This window comes from Mycobacterium intermedium, from assembly GCF_002086275.1.
Taxonomy (GTDB): domain Bacteria; phylum Actinomycetota; class Actinomycetes; order Mycobacteriales; family Mycobacteriaceae; genus Mycobacterium; species Mycobacterium intermedium.
Window position 1 is genome coordinate 1 of sequence record NZ_MVHT01000092.1, and the last position, 19,102, is coordinate 19,102.

17 protein-coding genes are annotated in these 19,102 nt (G+C 66.2%); 9 read left to right on the forward strand and 8 right to left on the reverse strand.

Annotated elements, in window-relative coordinates; translation table 11 throughout:
• Positions 1-1,320: sensor domain-containing protein (locus tag BST27_RS24740; RefSeq protein ID WP_139805349.1), on the forward strand; the 1,320-nt coding region annotated here is incomplete at its 5' end.
• Positions 1,321-1,326: 6 nt separating this feature from the next.
• On the opposite strand, the gene BST27_RS24745 is transcribed toward BST27_RS24740, so the two are convergent.
• Entirely contained in the window at positions 1,327-1,929 is a 603-nt protein-coding gene (locus BST27_RS24745) for a hypothetical protein (RefSeq protein WP_069421569.1), read from the reverse strand.
• Between the two features lie 272 nt (positions 1,930-2,201).
• On the reverse strand, positions 2,202-3,320 hold the full coding sequence (locus tag BST27_RS24750) for an adenylate/guanylate cyclase domain-containing protein (protein WP_139805350.1): 1,119 nt from the start codon (positions 3,318-3,320) through the stop codon (positions 2,202-2,204).
• A gap of 39 nt (positions 3,321-3,359) precedes the next feature.
• Between BST27_RS24750 and BST27_RS24755 the strand changes: the two genes are divergently transcribed.
• A complete protein-coding gene (locus tag BST27_RS24755) occupies positions 3,360-3,860 on the forward strand; it encodes a DNA-deoxyinosine glycosylase (protein ID WP_069421571.1) in 501 nt (166 codons plus the stop codon).
• Here the strand turns inward: BST27_RS24755 and BST27_RS24760 are convergent.
• On the reverse strand, positions 3,855-5,246 hold the full coding sequence (locus BST27_RS24760) for an amidase (protein WP_069421572.1): 1,392 nt from the start codon (positions 5,244-5,246) through the stop codon (positions 3,855-3,857). The genes BST27_RS24755 and BST27_RS24760 overlap by 6 nt on opposite strands.
• An 83-nt stretch (positions 5,247-5,329) precedes the next feature.
• On the opposite strand from BST27_RS24760, the gene BST27_RS24765 reads away from it, so the two are divergent.
• The 3 genes from BST27_RS24765 (at position 5,330) to BST27_RS24770 (ending at position 9,849) form a co-directional block, all read left to right on the forward strand.
• A complete protein-coding gene (locus tag BST27_RS24765; protein WP_069421573.1) occupies positions 5,330-5,773 on the forward strand; it encodes an HIT family protein in 444 nt (147 codons plus the stop codon).
• Positions 5,774-5,878: 105 nt separating this feature from the next.
• Positions 5,879-6,526: a hypothetical protein gene (locus BST27_RS34035; RefSeq protein ID WP_232007409.1), complete on the forward strand. Its 648-nt coding sequence runs from the start codon at positions 5,879-5,881 to the stop codon at positions 6,524-6,526.
• Positions 6,527-6,552: 26 nt separating this feature from the next.
• Positions 6,553-9,849, forward strand: a complete 3,297-nt coding sequence (locus BST27_RS24770; RefSeq protein WP_232007410.1) for a diguanylate cyclase domain-containing protein — start codon at positions 6,553-6,555, stop codon at positions 9,847-9,849.
• Here BST27_RS24770 and BST27_RS24775 read toward each other — a convergent pair.
• From BST27_RS24775 to BST27_RS24785, 3 genes are read right to left on the reverse strand one after another with little or no spacing between them, the layout of a single operon-like run.
• Positions 9,846-10,877 (reverse strand): LLM class flavin-dependent oxidoreductase, encoded by a 1,032-nt coding sequence (locus tag BST27_RS24775; RefSeq protein ID WP_069421591.1) that lies wholly within the window; start codon positions 10,875-10,877, stop codon positions 9,846-9,848. The two genes, BST27_RS24770 and BST27_RS24775, sit on opposite strands and share 4 nt — an antisense overlap.
• Positions 10,878-10,928: 51 nt before the next feature.
• On the reverse strand, positions 10,929-12,062 hold the full coding sequence (locus BST27_RS24780) for an FAD-binding protein (protein WP_069421574.1): 1,134 nt from the start codon (positions 12,060-12,062) through the stop codon (positions 10,929-10,931).
• Positions 12,059-12,886 (reverse strand): uracil-DNA glycosylase, encoded by an 828-nt coding sequence (locus tag BST27_RS24785; protein ID WP_069421575.1) that lies wholly within the window; start codon positions 12,884-12,886, stop codon positions 12,059-12,061. Before BST27_RS24785 ends, BST27_RS24780 begins: the two co-directional genes overlap by 4 nt.
• Before the next feature lie 58 nt (positions 12,887-12,944).
• Between BST27_RS24785 and tap the strand changes: the two genes are divergently transcribed.
• Complete coding sequence (tap, locus tag BST27_RS24790; protein WP_069421576.1) at positions 12,945-14,204, forward strand: multidrug efflux MFS transporter Tap; 1,260 nt, start codon at positions 12,945-12,947, stop codon at positions 14,202-14,204.
• A 10-nt stretch (positions 14,205-14,214) separates the two neighbouring features.
• Positions 14,215-15,582, forward strand: coding sequence for an FAD-binding oxidoreductase (locus BST27_RS24795; RefSeq protein WP_069421577.1), 1,368 nt, complete (start codon positions 14,215-14,217; stop codon positions 15,580-15,582).
• Positions 15,583-15,903: 321 nt separating this feature from the next.
• Here BST27_RS24795 and BST27_RS24800 read toward each other — a convergent pair whose 3' ends face one another.
• Positions 15,904-16,329: a cellulose-binding domain-containing protein gene (locus tag BST27_RS24800; protein ID WP_069421578.1), complete on the reverse strand. Its 426-nt coding sequence runs from the start codon at positions 16,327-16,329 to the stop codon at positions 15,904-15,906.
• 144 nt (positions 16,330-16,473) lie between these two features.
• Here BST27_RS24800 and BST27_RS24805 point away from each other — a divergent pair, with 144 nt between their 5' ends.
• Together BST27_RS24805 and BST27_RS24810 are read left to right on the forward strand one after the other, a co-directional pair.
• Positions 16,474-17,721 (forward strand): cytochrome P450, encoded by a 1,248-nt coding sequence (locus tag BST27_RS24805; protein ID WP_069421579.1) that lies wholly within the window; start codon positions 16,474-16,476, stop codon positions 17,719-17,721.
• Entirely contained in the window at positions 17,721-18,326 is a 606-nt protein-coding gene (locus BST27_RS24810; RefSeq protein WP_069421580.1) for a TetR/AcrR family transcriptional regulator, read from the forward strand. Before BST27_RS24805 ends, BST27_RS24810 begins: the two co-directional genes overlap by 1 nt.
• Positions 18,327-18,337: 11 nt before the next feature.
• Here BST27_RS24810 and BST27_RS24815 read toward each other — a convergent pair whose 3' ends face one another.
• Positions 18,338-19,045 carry a siderophore-interacting protein gene (locus BST27_RS24815; protein WP_069421581.1) on the reverse strand — a complete coding sequence of 236 codons (708 nt, stop codon included), beginning with the start codon at positions 19,043-19,045 and terminating at the stop codon, positions 18,338-18,340.
• Positions 19,046-19,102: the final 57 nt, after the last annotated feature.

The window sequence follows — 19,102 nt, forward strand, 5'->3', positions numbered from 1 at the left end:
GCGGTGGGCACCTGGAAATACATGGCGCCCGAACGGTTTTCGAACGACGAGGTCACCTACCGCGCCGACATCTACTCGCTCGCCTGCGTGCTGCACGAATGCCTGACCGGGTCGCCACCGTACCGTTCCGACAGCGCCGGCACGCTGGTGACCGCCCACTTGATGGATCCGATCCCGCGGCCCAGCGCATCACGCGCGGGCATCCCCAAGGCCTTCGATGCGGTGGTCGCCCGCGGCATGGCCAAGAAACCCGAGGACCGCTACGCCAGCTGCGGAGATCTTGCGTTGGCCGCGCACGAAGCGCTCAGCACCCCCGACAGGGATCACGCGGAAGACATTCTGCGTCGCAGCCAGGAAACCACCCTGCCCGGTAGCGGGCCCATTGCACGTCAGACCTTGCCGGCCGCCCCGGTGACTCCGCCGCCGCGGCCCACCCCGTCAACTCCGCCGCCAGCCTCGCGGCCGCAGCATTCACCGGCCGCGTATGGCCCGTCATCCGGCTCGGGGCCGGGGCTTTCGGGACCGATCGGGCAGTCGGGGCCGATCGGGCCGTCCGGGCCGATCCCCCATACGCCGGGTCCGATAGCCCAGCGTCCCGGGCCGCCCAGCACGCCGTCGTGGAACCCGCCAAGCGGTCCAGTGGCCGCGATCTCGGTCGCGATCGTGCTCGTCGTCGGCGGCGTGGCGATCTACAACCTCATTCCGCGCGACACGCCGAAGCCGCCGCCGAAACCGGTCGGGGAGGATCGGCTGAGTTCGTTGCTACTTTCCACGTCAGAAGTCAACAGCGCGATGGGGTCGTCGAGCATGACGCCCGGGAAAACGCTTACGTCGATGGACAGTTCGTCTCTGCAGTTCTCCCAGGCCGACTGCCAAGGCGCGCTTTACAACCGACAAGCGCCGGTCTATGCCGGCACCGGCTACACCGCGATCAACGCGTTGGTGTCGTCGGAACCGGGTGACAATTACGACCACTTCCTCAATCAAGCGGTGGTGGCTTTCCCGACCGCCGAGAAAGCCCGCGCATTCCTGAACGAGTTGGCGCCGAAATGGAAGAGCTGCGAAAGCAAAACCGTGTCCGTCACGAACACCAGTAAGAACAAGACCTACCGGTGGACGTTCGGCCAGGTAGAGGGCACCCCGCCCAAAATGGACCTGATGGAAACTCAAGAGGGCGCCGACGGCTGGGAATGCCAACACTCGATGCGGGCGACCAACAACATCGTTGTCGACGTCAACGCGTGCGGCTACCGAATCACCAATCAGGGCGCCCAGGTCGCGGACATGATCTCCGGCAAGGTCGAAAAAGAGGAGGAATGAGGGGCCTCAGGCCTTGAGGTCCGGGCCCTGCGCTCGCAGGTCGTCGACGGCGGACATCGCGCTGCGGAGTTTGTTCAGCCATTCCTCGGTGTGCTCGCCGACCAGCTTGACCGACCACGCCAGCGCGTCGGCCCGCGACCGCGCCACACCCGCGTCGACCAGAGTGTCGAGCACTTGGCGTTCCGGTTGCTTGAGCCGGGTCATGACGGGAACCGCGATGTGCGTGAACAGGATTCGCTTGGTACCGCCGGTTGAGCTCACGTCGACACCCCACGAAACCTTGCGCCCATAGCGGGCCTCCGCCTCGTCGGCGATCCGCATCCGTTCGGATCGGGTTTCCTCGCGGAAGCGTGAAACCCGGCCTGTAGCACGGGATTCGCTTTCTTCGGCCTCGGCCGCCTCGGGGCTCTCGGGGCTCTTTGTCGGCAGCTTGCCGATGACCGTGATCTCCTCGCGGTCGACGATCACGGTCGGATCGCCGTCGAACCAGTGTTCCGGCAACCGCCCGGCGAACCATTCGGCCGCGTCACTGGCATCGGGTTGGTCGGCTTGCTGCCAACCGCCGGGCCGCCCGTAACGACGCCCGCGCATGTCGTGATGATGCTTCATGATTACATGATTACACCGTTACACATGTAATGAAAGATGCGTTCGCCCGCGGCGAACGACGGCCGGACCTGCCGCGCCGGTACACGCCCGCGACCTGCGGCAGACCGTTGCTTATGGGCACCCGGAGTTGTACGTTTGAAAGCGAAGCAGGCCCGGAAGAGACCAATTCAAGCGCCGGAAAAGGGGTGACAGCCGGCCGCGTCCGATCCGCATAAGACGGAGTCCGACGCCCCCAGAGTCCGTCCGGGCCTGCCCTATGCGGCGAATCTTCGTTAGGCGCCGCGTCGTGCCCGATACACCTTCGTCTCACCCTTGATGCCCTTGAGGCGGCGCGCGCCGGCGAACTTCAAGTCGAACAACGCCTCATCGCCCAGGGCGTCCACGAAGGAATCCGCGACCAGCACGGTGCCCGGGCGCGCCACACCGGTGATCCGACTGGCCGCGTTCACCGGACTGCCGAACCAATCACCGGCACGACTCACCGCCATACCAGCGGCGATTCCGGCTCTGAGCCGAGGAAACGCATCGTCAGAGTCGATCACCTCGACCAGCTTGAGCACCGTGTCCAACAGGGGCGCCGGCTCGGGACAGACGAGCATCACGGCGTCGCCGATCGTCTTGATCAACCGCACCGGTGGAGCGATCATGTCCCGGGCGAGGTCGGCCAACCGGTTGGCAAGCTGACCCAGTTCCTCGGGCGACATCACCTCGCCAAGCTTGGTGAAGCCGACCAAGTCGGCGAACGCGACGGCGATCTGGCGGGCACCCGGCAGCGGTTGGCCCGCGGCCCGCTCGCCGGCATTGACCGCTTCGGTCTCCATCATGTGACGCAGCTGCATGAACAGCATTTCCTGGACCACCGGACCGAGCAGGGGCGCGATCTGGCTTACCAGCGCTTTCGATGCCTTGGCGATCTCCAGCTCGGTGATGCCCGGACGGATGATCGCCGACAATGCCGCGTATCGCATGACTTCGGCGACGTGCGAGAGGCCGTCGGCAAGGATCCGCACCACGAGGACGACTTGGTCGGGATCCAGGCCTAGGTCGACGAACCGTTGCGCCAAGGCGGCCGCTTCGCCGTCGGCGCGCATGTGGATGACCGCGTCGGGATCGTCCACCCTGGCCAGACCGATCGCGCGCTGGATCCGTTGCAGCAGCCCGAGCTCGATGCCATGACGTTCGCTGATCTCGCGGGTCGACACATAGGTGCCGTCGTCTCCGATGAGGTGCCGGGTGGCCAGCAGCAGCGGCGGATTCGTCGCCCTGATCTCGTCGGCGGTGATGCCCTGTTCGAACAACCACTTCACCAGCTCGGCGCGCTCGGCTCGCGCGGTGCCCTGCAACCCATCGAGCAGATCTTCGACGACAGCATCCTCGGGAGTTCCGTCCACCCGCCCAACGTTAATGGCCGACCGCGATCATGGGAGGTGATGACCACACCGCTGCTCCAAGGACTGCCGCCGGTAGTCGACGACCGTGCCCGAGTGCTGATCCTCGGTTCCTTTCCCAGCGTGCAATCGCTGGCGGCGGGCCAGTACTACGCCAATCCGCAGAACGCGTTCTGGCCGATCGCCAGCGAGCTTTTCGGCTTCGCCATCGCCGCGCCGTACGAACACCGGCTGGCGGCAATGCAACTGCACGGCGTCGCACTCTGGGACGTGTTGCGCCACTGCCGGCGCAATGGCAGCGCGGACTCCGCGTTCGATCGAAACAGCTTGGTGGTCAATGATTTTGCACGCTTGTTCGCCGAGTTCCCGGCGCTACGACGGGTGTACTTCAACGGCGCGAAGGCGGCCGAACTGTATCGCAGGCTGGTCCCGCCGACGGACGGGGTGCACTACCAGCGGCTACCGTCCACCAGCTCGGCCCATGCCATACCGCGCGCCGAGAAATTAGCGGCCTGGCAGGTAATCTCACGACATCCCTCATGACAGGGGTGGTCGGCGGTGCGCCCACGGCCTGGCGACTTCGATCTGCGCGGCCAACGACAACAGCGTCGCCTCGTCGTAGGGCCGGCCGATGAGCTGCACCGACATGGGCAGGCCGTCGCCGTCGAAGTCCCACGGCACGACGGCGGCGGGCTGACCGGTGAGGTTCCAGACCTGTTGATACGGGACCCGTTGCGCCACCAACAGCAAGGTGGCGATTCCACCGCGGCGGTGATAGGCGCCGATGCGGGACGGGCCTGTCGCAGTGCCCGGCGTGACGACGACATCGACGTCGTCGAATATCGACTGGATCCGAGTGTTCGCCGCGCTCTCGGCGGCCAGCACCGCCGCCATGCGACGGTCGGAGAAGAACGACCCCATCTTCGCGATGTTGCGGGTACGCGGTTCCAGATACTGCGGGTGCGCCTGACCGTCGGCGTCGTCGCTGATTCCGCGCAGGAAGCGGGGCAAGAAGTTGGAATAGATTGCCCACGGCGGATATTCGGGATCGCGGATGACGACGTCGTGTCCGAGATCGCGCAGCAATGCCCCCGCCTGCTCGACCGCGGTCAATTGCAGCTTCCCGCACCGGACGGGCAGCGGAGTTGGCGTCTTGGTACTCAACGCAATTCGCAGTCGACCGGGCGCACGCGCGGCCGCCGCAGCGAACTCGCCCTCGGGTCCGGGGATCGCCGTCGTCGCGTCGAGGAACAGCGCGGCGTCCATCACCGACCGGGCGATGGGCCCATACACGCTCAGCCCGTACCACCCGTCGTCGTGCGGTTCCTGCGATATCCGGTGACGTTGCGTCTTCAGTCCGAATACGCCGCACCAGGTGGACGGGATGCGAATCGAGCCGCCGCCGTCGGATCCCAGTGCCAGCGGAGCTAACCCAGCTGCCACCGCCGCGGCGCTGCCGCCACTGCTCCCGCCCGGTGTGCGAGAAGGGTTCCACGGGTTGCGTGTTGCCCCGTACGACAGCGACTCGGTGAACGGCATGATCATCAGCTCGGGCACGTTCGTCTTGCCGATGATGACGGCACCTGCGGCCCGCAATCGGCGCACCACCTCGGAGTCCGAGTTCACGGCCGGGCCGTGCGCGCCGGTTCCGTAGCTGGTCACCTCACCGGCGACGTCAGCATCGTCCTTGATCGCGACCGGCACGCCAAGCAGCGGCCGCCGCTCACCGGCATCGAGGCGCTGCTGGGCGGCCTCGGCCTCCTCGCGAGCGCCGTCGTAACGCACCACGCGGTAGGCGCGCAGATCGGAGTCCAGCCGTTCGATCCGTTCCAGGTAGACCTCGAGCAGCATCGGCGCGGTGATTTCCCCGTCGGCCAACATCCGCGCCTGTTCGGCGGCACCGGCAAAGGCGAGATCGCTAGGGTCCACTGCCGCAGCGTATCCCGCTCACCTGTGGTGTTCCTGACTGGTCCGCGCGGCCCCGCGGCGGAGCCGACCAGTACCGTGGCGACATGACCTGCGTGTTCTGTGCGATCGTCGCCGGTGAAGCTCCGGCCATCCGAATCTATGAAGACGACGACTATCTGGCCATCCTGGACATCCGCCCCTTCACGCGCGGTCACACCCTGGTCATTCCCAAGGAACACACCCAGGACCTCACCGACACCCCGCCGGAGACCCTGGCCGACATGATCAAGATCGGCCAGCGGATCGCCCTGGCCGCCCGCGCGACTGAGCTGGCCGATGCAACGAACATCGGTATCAACGACGGCCGACCCGCTTTTCAGACGGTGATGCACATTCACCTGCACGTGCTGCCCCGGCGCGACGGCGACAAGCTGTCGGTGGCCAAGGGCTTACTGCTGCGTCGGGATCCCGACCGGGAGGAAACGGGCCGGCTGCTGCGGGATGCGCTGGCGCGCATCGACGCGAGCCAGCCGGAGGAGAATTCCTGACGACGACCAACGGGTAGAAGCCTCGACAGCCCCGCGCAGCGGTCTATTCTGCTAAAGCGCGGTGTAGCTCTCCAGTGTTCACCGCAGGCCGGGGCTGGAGTGGCTATGGGACGCTCGACACGGAATCCGTGGCGGCGCTTCGGGCTGTCCGCACGCGTCGGCTGGCTGATCGTGGCGGGCTACGGGCTGGGCATAGCGCTGGTCGTCGCCTCGACCTGGTTGGGCTGGCGGGGCGGTTATGCGACGGAACCGATCAACGAATTTGTGACGGTGCTCTGCCTCGTGGTCGGCGCGGCATGCGCCGGATTGGCGGCCCGGCGCCGGGCGGGGCGGCACCGGCTCGGCTGGCTGGCCCTAATGACGGCCCTGTTGGGTTGGGCGGTCGGCGAAGTCATCTGGGCGGTCGTGGAGGTCCGGTCGGAGTTCGAGCACGCCGCTCATCCGGCCGCGGCGGAGGTTGTCCAGATGCTCTATCCGCTGGGCGCCATCGCGACGCTGGTGCTGCTGTCCCGTCCGGTTCGCCGCATTCCCTGGCACCTGGTCCTGGACGGCGTCATCGTTGCCACCTCGCTGTTCGTGGTCTCGTGGGTGTCTGTCCTGCGAAAGCTGGTCATGGAGGGCAGTGGCCCAAAGGCGGCGACGCTCACCCATGTCGCCGCCGATGTGGTTGTCATGACGACCGCGATCATCGCGTTTTCGCGGGCTCGTGCCGAAAACCGACTGAGCCTGAGCGTGGTGGCCGGGGGGTTATAACGATCGGTGTTGCCGACCTCCTGGTCGTGTTCCACAGCGGGATGGGCAGCTACCACAGCGGCGATCTGGTCGACATCACTCGGATCGTCGGGATGTGCATGATCGCGCTAGCGGCCCTCGCGAGCATCAACGAGCCGCCCGTGCTGGCTTATCCGGACGAAACGCGGGCGGTGATCAGGTCCCGCGCGCGACTGTGGTTGCCGTACCTGCCGCTATTACTGGCCGCGGTCGTCTGCATGAGTGAAGCGGTAGGGCAGATGATGGTGCACCGGCCGATATTGACCGTCGAGCTGGGAATCCTGGTAGCCGCCGTGCTGGCCCGCCAGTTCGTCGTCCTTCTGGAAAACCAAGGCCTGCTGAAAGAAGTGTCGCAAGAAGCATTTCGAGACAGCCTGACCGGGCTGGCCAATCGCGCCCACTTCTTGCGGCGACTTGAGCAATCCGTCGGCAACCAACGGCAGACTGGCGCAACGGTTGCGGTGTTGTGTCTGGACCTGGACAACTTCAAATCGGTCAATGACGCGTTGGGCCACCCGGCCGGCGACGAACTCTTGACCCGGGTCGCGGACCGGCTTACCACCGCGGTGCAGGAGTCCGGTCTTGTTGCCCGCCTCGGCGGTGACGAGTTCGCGGTGCTGATCGAAAGGTCGGTAGAGGAGTCGCGGGCGACGGCACAACGCGCCCTGGAATGCTTCAGCGCGGCAATTGTTATCGACGGCGTCCCGTTGGCCATCCGACCAAGCATCGGCTTCACCGTGGCCACCGCGTCGTCGAACTGCACCGTCGACGAACTCCTGCGGCACGCCGACCTTGCCATGTATGCCGCGAAACGTGATGGCGGCCAATGCATTCGCAGTTTTGTCCCGATCTCGGATACGGCGATATCGGGGGTCGACGAATCCACGGGTCCGCCCCACCGCCGCGACGCCGGGGTGGTCACGGACGTAACCGACACACCCGCGAAGGTGCGGATCATGCGGCGAGGCACTGACGCAGCTGCGGCGTCCGTCGATGCACCCGTTCGCGTACTCGATCAGCTGACTGAGGCCCCCCACGGCATCCGGTGGCCTCCCACGCTCATTCGAATCACTTTGGTGCTGTTGGGTATTGGCGTGGTGGCGTTCGCGGTGGCCAGCGTGGTCTTCCAAAAGACCGACGACAGCGTATTTCTCGCGAAATTCGTATATCCGGCGCTGAACCTGTTGCCAGCGATCGTGGTCGCCGTACGCGCGTGGCGGGTGACCGTGGACCGGTACGGGTGGATTCTGATCGCGGCTGCGGCCACGTCGTCCGCGCTGGGCGACATCATCTACGCCGCGTGGGTGCCAGACGGACAATCGCCGTCGGCGGCGGATCCGGCGTACTTGGCGTTCTACCCACTGGCGTTTGCCGGCATCCTGCTGCTCATGCGGGCGCGGCTGAAGCGCGTGCCGATACCGGTGCGACTCGATTCAGTGGTGTGCGGATTGGCCATGGCCGCGGTGGCCGCGGCGCTCACGGCCGGGCCCATCGATGCCGCCGCTACCCGCGCGCCGGCCACGGTCCTGGTGGGGTTGCTTTATCCCTGGGGCGATCTGATGCTGCTGGCGTTGGCAGCCAGCATGTTGCCAATCCTGGGCTGGCGCAACGAACGTCGTTGGATTCTGCTGGTGCTGGGATTCGTACTGTTTGCCGCCGCGGACACCGCCTATCTGTTCGAGACGTCCGCCGGTGCCTACCGCGCCGGCACCGTGCTGGATGCCTGCTGGCCGGCCTCGGCCTATTTCATCGCGTTGGCGAGTTGGGCGCCGTCTTCGCCCGCGCCGGCCCAACCCAGACGTGGGCTGGACTCTTACCTGGTACCCGTGGCGTGCACAGTCGTGGCGCTTGCGGTCACCATCCTCGGGCACAATTCGCTATCGGCCACGACGCTGGCCGCGTTGACTCTCGTCGCGGTCGCCGCCCGGTACTCGGTGACCTTCCGGCACGTCAGCTTCTTGGCCGAAAGCCACAAGCAGGCCATGACCGACGAGTTGACCGCCTTGCCCAACCGACGCTCATTGGTGACGGCGCTCATCGCCACGCCCGTGGACCCGCCCTCGTTGGCGGCCAGGATGCCGTCCCGCCGAGCGCTGTTGCTGCTGGAACTGTATGAATTCCAAGAGATCAACGACTCGATCGGGCGGCACTTCGGCGATGACCTGTTGTGCCACATCGCGAATCGACTCTCGGCCAACGTTCGTCCCTCGGATCTGCTTGCGCGAGTGGGCGACAATGAATTCGCGGTACTGCTGTCGGAGGGGGCGGAACTCATCGCCGCGCGAGCGCAGGCCGGCCGCTTGCTCGAGGTGTTGAGCGAACCGTTCGCATTGGACCCGATCACCGTCCAAGTCGATGCCCGCGTTGCCATCGCGCTGTATCCCGACCACTGCGAACATCCTCAGGAGCTGCTGACGCACGCCGAAACCGCGATCCCTCATGCCAAGTCGGCCAGAGGCAAGATCGCGGTGTACGACCCGGCGTTCGAGCTGTATCGCGAGAACGATCCGAACATCATCGAGGACCTGCGCGCCGCGTTGTCGGATGCCGACGCACTGACCTGTCACTACCAGCCCAAGATCAACGCGCGCGACGGCGGCATCCACAGCCTGGAAGCACTGCTGCGCTGGCACCATCCCAGCCGCGGGCTGTTGCTACCGGAAGAGTTCCTGCCCGCGGCCGAACGTGCCGGGCTGATGCGCCAGGTGGCGCACCGCACGGTGAGTCTGGCCCTGGAACAGCTTCGGTCCTGGCGGGACCAGGGCATCTCGTTGACGGTGGCGGTGAACCTTTCCACGGCGAATCTCCTCGACCTGGACTTGGTGGGCACCATCGAGGGGCTGCTGAAAACGCACGATCTGCCGCCGGACGCCCTCATCATCGAGATCACCGAGAGCACCCTCGTCGATTCGGCCCGGTCCCGCAATACCGTGGCCTCGTTACGGGGCCTGGGCGTTCGGATCTCGCTGGACGACTACGGCACCGGGTGGTCATCGCTGGCCCGGCTGCAGGACGTCTCGGTCGACGAGCTCAAACTCGATCGCCGGTTTGTGGCGCGGTTGGCCCAGGATCCGCGCTCGGTGGCCATCGTGCGATCCACGGTCGCCCTGGCGCAGAGCCTGGGTGCCGATCTCGTCGCCGAGGGAGTCGAGGACGAGGTGACGCTGAGCGCTGTGCGCCGTTACGGGTGCACTATCACTCAGGGCTTCGTACACAGCCCGCCGTTGCCGGCGGGGCCGATGCTGCATTGGATCAACGCGCACTCCCCCGAACAGGCATCCAAGCAAGCGCGTGCGATCGACTAGAACAGCTCCTTGGCGAGCAGCTCCAGCGTCGCCACCCGGGCCGGACTGGACGCGGGGTCGGTGCCGCGGCGCGCTGAGGCCACCGGGTGCACCATCACCTCGTCGACACCGAACCGTTCGGCGAGCGCCCGCAGTTGATCGGCCGCCTCAGCGGGTGCACCGACAACGGCCCGCTCGAGGCCAGCGTCGACGATGCTTTGCTGAGCCGGACTGAGCTGCGCTACCGCTGCCTCTTCGACCAGCGGCACGGGACCGAGCGGCTGGCCGGTCCGCAGCCGCGCCATGATCTGCAGGTTCGGCAGCATCAACGCGACCGCCTCGTCGTGCGTTTCGGCCACTGCGGCGTTGACGGTCAGGAACGTCACCGGCTCGGCGGCGAAGGCGCTGGGCTGGAAGCGGGTGCGATACACCTCGAGCGCTTCCTCGGTGCCCTTGCCGGAGAAGTGATGCGCGAAGACGTACGGCAGCCCCTTGGCGGCGGCCAGTTGCGCGGAATACATCGACGACCCCAGCAACCACAGCCGCGGTTCGCTGGTCGCGGCGGGGGTGGCCTTGAGGCGGTACTCCCCCGACCGCAGCGGCACCACCACGCCGCGGGCGCTCATCAGCGCCGCCACGTCGTCGAGGTACTCGGGGAAGTTCTCGATGTCACGGTCGTCGCGACCGCCGCGCAGCGCATAAGACGTCACCGGGTCGGAGCCGGGCGCGCGCCCGATACCCAGATCGATGCGTCCGGGCGCGGCCGCTTCCAGCAGCGCGAACTGTTCGGCAACCGCCAGCGGCGCATGATTGGGCAGCATCACCCCACCCGAGCCAAGTCGCAGTTGCGAGGTCTGCGCGGCCAGGTAGGCGATCAGCACCGGAGGACTGGTGGCGCCCACGGACGGCATGTTGTGGTGTTCGGCCACCCAGTAACGGGTGAAACCCAGCCGATCCGCGGTCTGCGCCAGCGCCACGGTTGCCGCCAGCGCGTCGCTGGTGGACTGGTCGGTGCGGACCGGAACGAGATCAAGGACGGAGAGACGCACGATGGCCACAACGCCTTTTGCGGCGTGAACGTTCCCGGCTGTCCCAGGCTGTCAGTACTCCGGCAAGTCGATCGAATTGATGATGTATTCGAACTGCTCCTGGGAGATCGGCGCGCCGCCGGGGATGTTGTCGGTGGCCAGGAACTGGTTGCCCTCGGTGTAGGGCTTGAAACGCCGGAAGTAGTTGGTGAACGCCTCGCCGTGGTCGACGAAGGTGTTACGGGTGGACTTCTTGAGCTCGCCGGCCAGGACGTACGCGCCCAGCAGCGCCACGCTGGTTCCCTGACCTGACAGCGGCGAGCAGCAGTATGCGGCGTCACCCACCAGCACCACCCGGCCGATCGACCAGTGGTCCATCACGATCTGCGCCATTTCGTCGAAGTAGAAGTCCGGCGCCGAGCGCATGTAGCTGAGCAGTTGCGGACGTACCCAGCCGTCGTCGGCCATGCGCCGTTCCAGCTCCGCGAACTGCTGTTCGGTTTCGCGGTAATCGATGTGCAGATCGGGGTCCAGGAAGCCCAACATGGCACGGGCCTCGGTGTTGTCGCGGGCGCTGTAGACACCGGCCATGCTGTGGTCGCCGTAATGCCATGTTTGCCAGTAGTCCAGGTTCAGGAAGTTGGGGACGGTGAAGATCGCCGCGTGCGTCCCCAGCCGCTTGATGAATCTCTCCTCAGGGCCGAACACCAGCTCCCGCACGTTGGAGTGCAAGCCGTCGGCACCGATCACCAGATCGAAGTTGCGAGGCTCTCCATACTTGAACGTCACCTCCGCCGTCTCACCGAGACTGGTGATCGAGGAGATGCTGTCGTCGAAGACGTACTCGGTGTCGGGTTGGGTTGCCTGGTAAAGCAATTGGACGAGGTCGTCGCGCAACAACTCGATGTCGGGATTGTCGATCGGCCCGCCGGTCGGTGTCGATTCGGTGTCCCGGGACAGCTCGTTGCCGTCGCGATCGACGACGGACGCGCCGCGGATTCGGGTCTTCTTCTCCTCCGCGGCGGCCAGCAGCCCCATCCGGTCCAGCACAGTCAGCGCCGGACCACGAACGTCGATCGCTTGTCCCCCTGGCCGCAGCCCCGGGTAGCGCTCCACCACCGTCACGGAAAAGCCCTGCTGTCCGAGCCAGTACGCCGCAGTCGTGCCCGCGACGCTGGCGCCCGATATAAGAACCGTTCTCGTCACTTAACCCCTGCCTGCTTCTTGGCTTCGGCGAAAATCTCGTCGAGCATCGCCGGAGTCAACTTACCGGTGAACATGTTTTGCTGGCTCGGGTGGTAACAGCCGAGCAACCGCACCCCGGACGGTAGCTCCGCGACGACACCATGGCCGAATTTCGGCTTGCGCAGGCCGGCCGCGACCGGCAGACCCAGCGCCACCTGCCAGCCGAACCCGCCCAGGGCCACGATCACCCTGACATGATCGGAGATCAGGTGCCACTCGGCCTCGAGCCAGGGATAGCACGTCATCCGTTCGGCCGGCGTCGGGGCGTTGGCCGGCGGCGCGCACCGCACCGGCGCCGTGATCCGGATGCCGTTTGCCCGCAACCCGTCTGCCGCGTCGACGCTGGTCGGCTGATTCACCAGGCCGGCGCGGTGCAGCGCAGCGTAAAGCTGGTCGCCGGAGCGGTCTCCGGTGAACATCCGGCCGGTGCGGTTGGCGCCGTTTGCCGCGGGAGCCAAGCCGACGATCAGCAACCAGGGCCGCTCCGAACCCCAGCCCGGCACCGGACGTCCCCAATACGGCTGATTGGCGAAGGCCCGGCGCTTGGTGACGGCGACCTCCTCACGCCAACTGACCAGCCGGGGGCACGCTCGGCACACACTGACCACGGCGTCGAGTTCCGGGATCGAGCCCGCTTTCTTGGCCAGGGACACCACCTGCGCCGCGTCCCGCGCCACCGGAGTCTGCGCGGTCGCCGGATCGCCCGGCCAGCCGGTGCCGGGCTCCACCGGCGACGCGAACGCCTGGCCGGTATTCGGATGGGTGAGCACAGAACCATCCTGCACTGCGCGAAAAATCGGTGGCTCCGTTCGCGCTGCGACGCTACATTCAGCCGCGATCGCCATGAGAACCGTCAGCCGCGGGCCGGCCTACCTGATCCTCTTCGCCACGTTGATGTCGTGCGCGGGTAACGGCATTTCGATCGTCGCGTTCCCATGGCTGGTGCTACAGCGCCAGGGCAGCGCCGGGCAGGCGTCGATCGTGGCGGGCGCGACGACGCTGCCGCTGCTGTTCTCCACGCTGATTGCGGGCACCGCGGTCGACTACTTCGGCCGCCGCTGCGTCTCGATTGTTTCCGACGTGCTGTCCGCGGCGTCGGTGGCCGCCGTCCCCGTGGTGGCGTGGGCGTTCGGTGTTGACGCGGTGAACGTGGCGGTGCTGGCCATCCTGGGTGCCTGCGGAGCGCTGTTCGACCCGGCCGGGATCAGCGCCCGCCAATCGATGCTGCCAGAGGCGGCCGCCCGGGCTCGGTGGTCGCTGGACCGGACCAACAGCATCTATGAGGCGGTGCTCAACGCTGCCTTCGTGCTGGGCCCGGGCATCGGGGGCCTGATGATCGCCACCATCGGCGGCATCAAAACGATGTGGGTCACCGCCGGGGCATTCGGGTTGTCCATCCTGGCGATGGCCGTCTTGCAGCTCGAGGGAGCGGGCAAGCCGCACCACTCCACCCGGCCGGAGGGCCTGGTGTCCGGCGCCGTGGAGGGCCTGCGTTTCGTGTGGAGCCTGCGGGTGCTGCGCGCGCTGGCGCTGATCGACCTCACGGTGACGGCGCTGTACCTGCCTATGGAGAGTGTGCTGTTCCCGAAGTACTTCAGCGACCGCCAGCAACCCGCGCAGTTGGGCTCGGCGCTGGTGGCGCTGTCGATCGGCAGCCTGTTGGGCGCGCTGGGCTACGCGGTACTGGCGTCGTACATGTCGCGGCGGTTGATCATGCTGACCGCGGTGCTGAGCTTCGGCATCGCCGCTACGGTGATCGCTTTGCTGCCGCCGCTGCCGGTGATCCTGGTGCTGTGTGCGGTGATCGGATTGGTGTACGGACCCATCCAGCCGATCTACAACTACGTGATGCAGACCAGGGCGCCGCACTATCTGCGCGGCCGGGTGGTTGGCGTGATGACGTCGATGGCCTACGCCGCGGGTCCGGCGGGCCTGCTGCTGGCGGGTCCGCTGACCGACGCGGCAGGGCTGAAGGTGACGTTCTTCGCGCTGGCGGTGCCGATCCTGGTGACCGGACTGATCTGTATCCGGCTGCCGGCCCTGCACGAACTCGACCGCGAGTCGGAGTTCGCCGCCGAATCGGAAGCCGAGACCAGGGCATAAGATCGGCCCGGTGAGCGCCGATCTGCTGGCAGCGCTGATTGCCGAACTGCCCGAGGGAATGGTGGTCACCGACCCTGCGGTGACGGAGGGCTACCGGCAGGACCGCGCCTTCGATCCGTCGGCGGGCAAGCCGCTGGCGGTCGTCCGGCCGCGCCGCACCGAAGAGGTGCAAACCGTGCTGCGGTGGGCGTCGGCTCATTCGGTGCCGGTGGTGACGCGTGGGGCCGGTTCCGGGTTGTCGGGCGGGGCGACTGCGGTGGACAACGGAATCGTGCTGTCGACGGAGAAGATGCGCGACATCACCGTCGACCCGGTCACCCGAACGGCGGTCTGTCAGCCGGGCCTGTTCAACGCGGAGGTAAAGAAGGCCGTCGCCGAACACGGCCTGTGGTATCCGCCCGATCCTTCGTCATACGAGATCTGCAGCATCGGCGGCAACATCGCCACCAATGCGGGCGGGCTGTGCTGCGTGAAGTACGGCGTCACCACCGACTATGTGCTGGGCATGCAGGTGGTGCTTGCCGACGGGACCGCCGTGCGACTGGGCGGGCCACGGCTGAAGGACGTGGCCGGGCTTTCGCTGACGAAGCTATTCGTCGGGAGCGAAGGAACGCTGGGCGTCATCACCGAGGTGACGCTGCGACTGCTGCCCGCCCAGAATGCGTTGAGCGTGGTGGTGGCGAGCTTTGCTTCCGTCGAGCAGGCGATTGACGCGGTATTGGGAGTGACGGCCCGGCTCCGCCCCGCGATGCTGGAGTTCATGGACTCGGTGGCGATCAACGCCGTCGAGGACACGCTGCGGATGGACCTGGACCGCGGCGCCGCGGCGATGCTGGTGGCCGGGTCCGACGAGCGCGGCCGGGCCGGCAGCCAGGATGCCGAGGTCATAGCCGAGGTGTTCACGGAAAACGGTGCGAAGGAAGTGTTTTCGACCGACGACCCGGACGAGGGAGAGGCGTTCGTCGCCGCCCGGCGGTTCTGCATACCGGCCGTCGAAGCCAAGGGTTCGTTGCTGCTCGAAGACGTCGGGGTGCCACTGCCCGCGCTGGGCCATTTGGTCACCGGGATCGCCCGCATCGCCGAGGAGCGCGATCTGATGATTTCGGTGATCGCGCACGCCGGCGACGGCAATACCCACCCGCTGTTGGTGTTCGACCCGAATGACGCCGCGATGGCCGAGCGCGCGCAGCTCGCATACGGCGAAATCATGGATCTGGCAATAGATTTAGGCGGCACTATCACCGGCGAGCACGGCGTCGGCCGGTTGAAGCTGCCGTGGCTGTCCGATTACCTCGGACCCGACGTGATGGATCTGAATCGCCGCATCAAGCAGGCGTTGGACCCGGGCGGGATTTTGAATCCCGGCTCGGGTATCTAGCCGTAACCGGCGGGCGTGCAGCTTTGCGACGCGTTTGAGCGGCGCGTAAGGGTGTTGCGTAATTGCCGGCTCGCCAGCTCCGCATCGACGCGGCCTGCTCACCGCCTCGCCTCCTCGCGCCTCGCCGCCGAGCCTGAAATCCTGCAGAAAAAGTTCGAGTAAAGACCTGCAGAAATACAGGGTCACCGCTCGACGCGGCCCTCATCCCGACGCACCAAGCCCGCCTCGCCGCGCACATCGCCGAGCCTGAAATCCTGCAGGAGAAGGTTGAGTGGGGACCTGCAGGATTACAGGCTCACCACCGATAGCGGCCGTCGCCACCTAACTGCAGGGCACCCCGTTGATCCGGCAATTCACCGGTGGCGAGTAAGTACCGGTCAGCACTCCCCTCATGCCGCCGGTGGCCGAACCACCGGGTGCGATGGTGCGATTCCAGTTCGCCGGGGTGATCACGAAGTGCGTGCCGTATTGCGTGAAGCTGCTGTTCCAGGTGTGCGACAGGGACTGCCCCACCGGCATGTCGAATTCGAGCCGCCAGTCCGACACCTGCGCCATGCTCAAATTAGTGACGACGTAGCGGGCGATGAACCCGTCCTGCCACGTATGTTGCACCTGCAACGTCGCCGTGACGGCGGCCGCCTGAGCGACCGGGCTGGTGGCGAGCGCCAGGACAGCCGCAACGCATGCCGATAGAGTTACGTGAAGCGCTGTGCGCCAACGGTTCTCGCGACGGCTTCGACCGGCCATAAGAGCCAACGTTATAGCAGAAGGCGGGATGCGACTCCGCGCATCGCGGGCAAGCTGCCGGAAGTTTGCTCAAAAGAGATCGTCGTGAGATGCCGGCACCGTCAATCGGTTGACATTCAGCCCGACCTGTCGTACCAATAAGACATGTCGACAGCTTTGTCTCATCCGTCTCAGGAAGTGCCGGTCAAGTTCCGGCTGGCCACCGCCGAGACCTGGTCTAACCCCTGGCCGATGTACCGGGCGCTACGGGACCACGACCCGGTGCACCGCGTCGTCCCCCCGGCGAATCCCGAGCATGACTACTACGTGCTGTCGCGTCACGCCGATGTCTGGGCGGCGGCACGGAACCACCAGACATTCTCGTCGGCACAGGGCTTGACGGTGAACTACGGCGACCTGGAAATGCTCGGACTGCAAGACAACTTGCCCATGGTGATGCAGGATCCGCCGGTTCACACCCAATTTCGCAAGTTGGTGTCGCGCGGATTCACCCCGCGTCAGGTCGAGGCAGTCGAGCCCAAGGTGCGCGAGTTCGTCGTCGAGCGGATCGAGAGGCTGCGCGCGAACGGCGGCGGCGACATCGTCACGGAACTGTTCAAGCCGCTCCCGTCCATGGTCGTCGCACATTATCTTGGTGTGCCCGAGGAAGATTGGGTGCAGTTCGACGGCTGGACCCAGGCCATCGTCGCCGCCAACACCGCAGACGGCGGCATCGCAAGTGCGTTGGGACCGGCCGGGAACGCGGTCGGGGAGATCATGGCCTACTTCACCACACTGATCGAACGACGGCGGACCGATCCCGGCGACGACACGATCTCGCACCTGGTTTCTGCCGGAGTGGGCGCCGATGGTGATATCGCCGGCGTGCTGTCGATTTTGGGCTTTACGTTTACGATGGTCACCGGTGGTAACGACACCGTGACCGGCATGCTCGGAGGTTCTATGCAACTGCTGCACGAACGGCCCGACCAGCGCCAGATGTTGATCGACGAGCCCGGACTCATCCCGGACGCCGTCGATGAATTGCTGCGGTTGACCTCTCCGGTGCAGAACCTGGCCCGCACGGCCACCCGTGACGTCACCATCCATGACACCACCATTCCCGCCGGTCGCCGCGTCTTGCTGCTATACGGTTCGGCCAACCGCGACGAGCGCCAATACGGTCCGGACGCAGGCGAACTCGACGTCAGGCGGTGCCCGCGCAACATCATGACCTTCAGCCAGGGCGCCCACCATTGCCTAGGGGCCGCTGCCGCTCGAATGCAATCACGGGTTGCCCTAAGCGAATTACTCTCCCGCTGTCCAGATTTCGAGGTCGACGAGTCGTGCATCGTATGGTCTGGGGGCGGCTATGTTCGACGACCATTGTCGGTGCCGATCCGGATGCGCTGATGGCGGGCTCCAGCAAGGATTGGCTTGCCGACCGACGCACCGAGGCGGCAGCCGACCGGATACTGGATGCCGCCGAGCGACTGTTTACCGAGCGCGATCCGGAATCGGTCGGCATGAACGAAATCGCGGCAGCCGCAGGATGTTCCCGCGCCACCCTCTACCGATACTTCGAGAGCCGCGAGGCGCTGCGCATCGCGTATGTGCACCGCGAGACGCATCGACTGGGCCGACAGGTTCTGAGTGGGGCTGACGACGATGAGGACCCGCGGGAACGGCTGGTCTCTAGCATCCTCGCCACCTTGCGCATGGTGCGCGAGAGTCCACCGTTGGCCGCGTGGTTCCTCGCCACACGCGCCCCCATCGGCGCCCGGATGGCAGACCAGTCCGAGGTGATCACGGCTCTGGCCGCCTCGTTCCTGCACTCCCTCGGACTCGTGTCGCAGACCGACGGGGCGCCGTCCATCGTCGAACGACGCGCCCGTTGGGCGGTGCGGATCATCGTCTCGCTGTTGATGTTTCCGGGCCGCGACGAGGCCGACGAACGGGCGATGATCGAGGAGTTCCTCGCCCCGGTCATGGTGTCGGCCCGTGAGGCTATCCAGTAGTCAGGCAGTAGTCAGGCCATCCAATAGGCTTGTGCCTTAATCCATTTGCGCGGAATGCCGAACTCCTCGCGAAACACCTTGGCGACCGATCGGGTGGTGCGGGTGTCGCAGGCCACCCAGCCGAAGTGATCGGCGGCGTCGAACGCCGCCGAGCGCACCGTCGCGAGCAGTTCGCCGCCGCCGTTGATCCGGTCCACCCAGGTGACGTTCTCGGTGCGCGCCAGCGGCAGGCATTTGTCGTCATCGCAACAAGCCTCGAGAAACACCTGTGCGGGGGTGTCCCCAATCGCAGCGAGCAAGGAATTGATCGCCGGCAATGACGCCGTGTCGCCGACAATCACGTAACCCGAGGGTGCCGGCTCGGGAATTGCGAATTTGCTGCCCAACACCGTCGCCTCGATGGTGTCGCCCGGCTGCGCGGCCCGCGCCCAGTCCGACGCTCGGCCGCAGTGCAGGGCGAACTCGATGTCAAAGGTGCCGGCCGCCGGGTCCGGGTCGACCAGCGTGTAACCGCGTTGGTGCCCGTCAGCGAACCACAGGCGAATCCACATGGTGGGGTGTACCGGGTGGTTGTCGAGCATCCCGCCGGCATCGAAGCTCAGGCGCAGGTAGCGGGGGCTGATTTCGCGGCGACCAGTGACGGTGAGGCGGTAGTCGCCGGCGCCCATCAGCTTCATCACCGCACCCTGCCAACCGTGCGATGTCCTCAGTTCGGCCATGCGAGTAAGGTTACCCTAACCTTTGTCGAGCGGGTGGGCTGCCCGGTGACAGCGGCG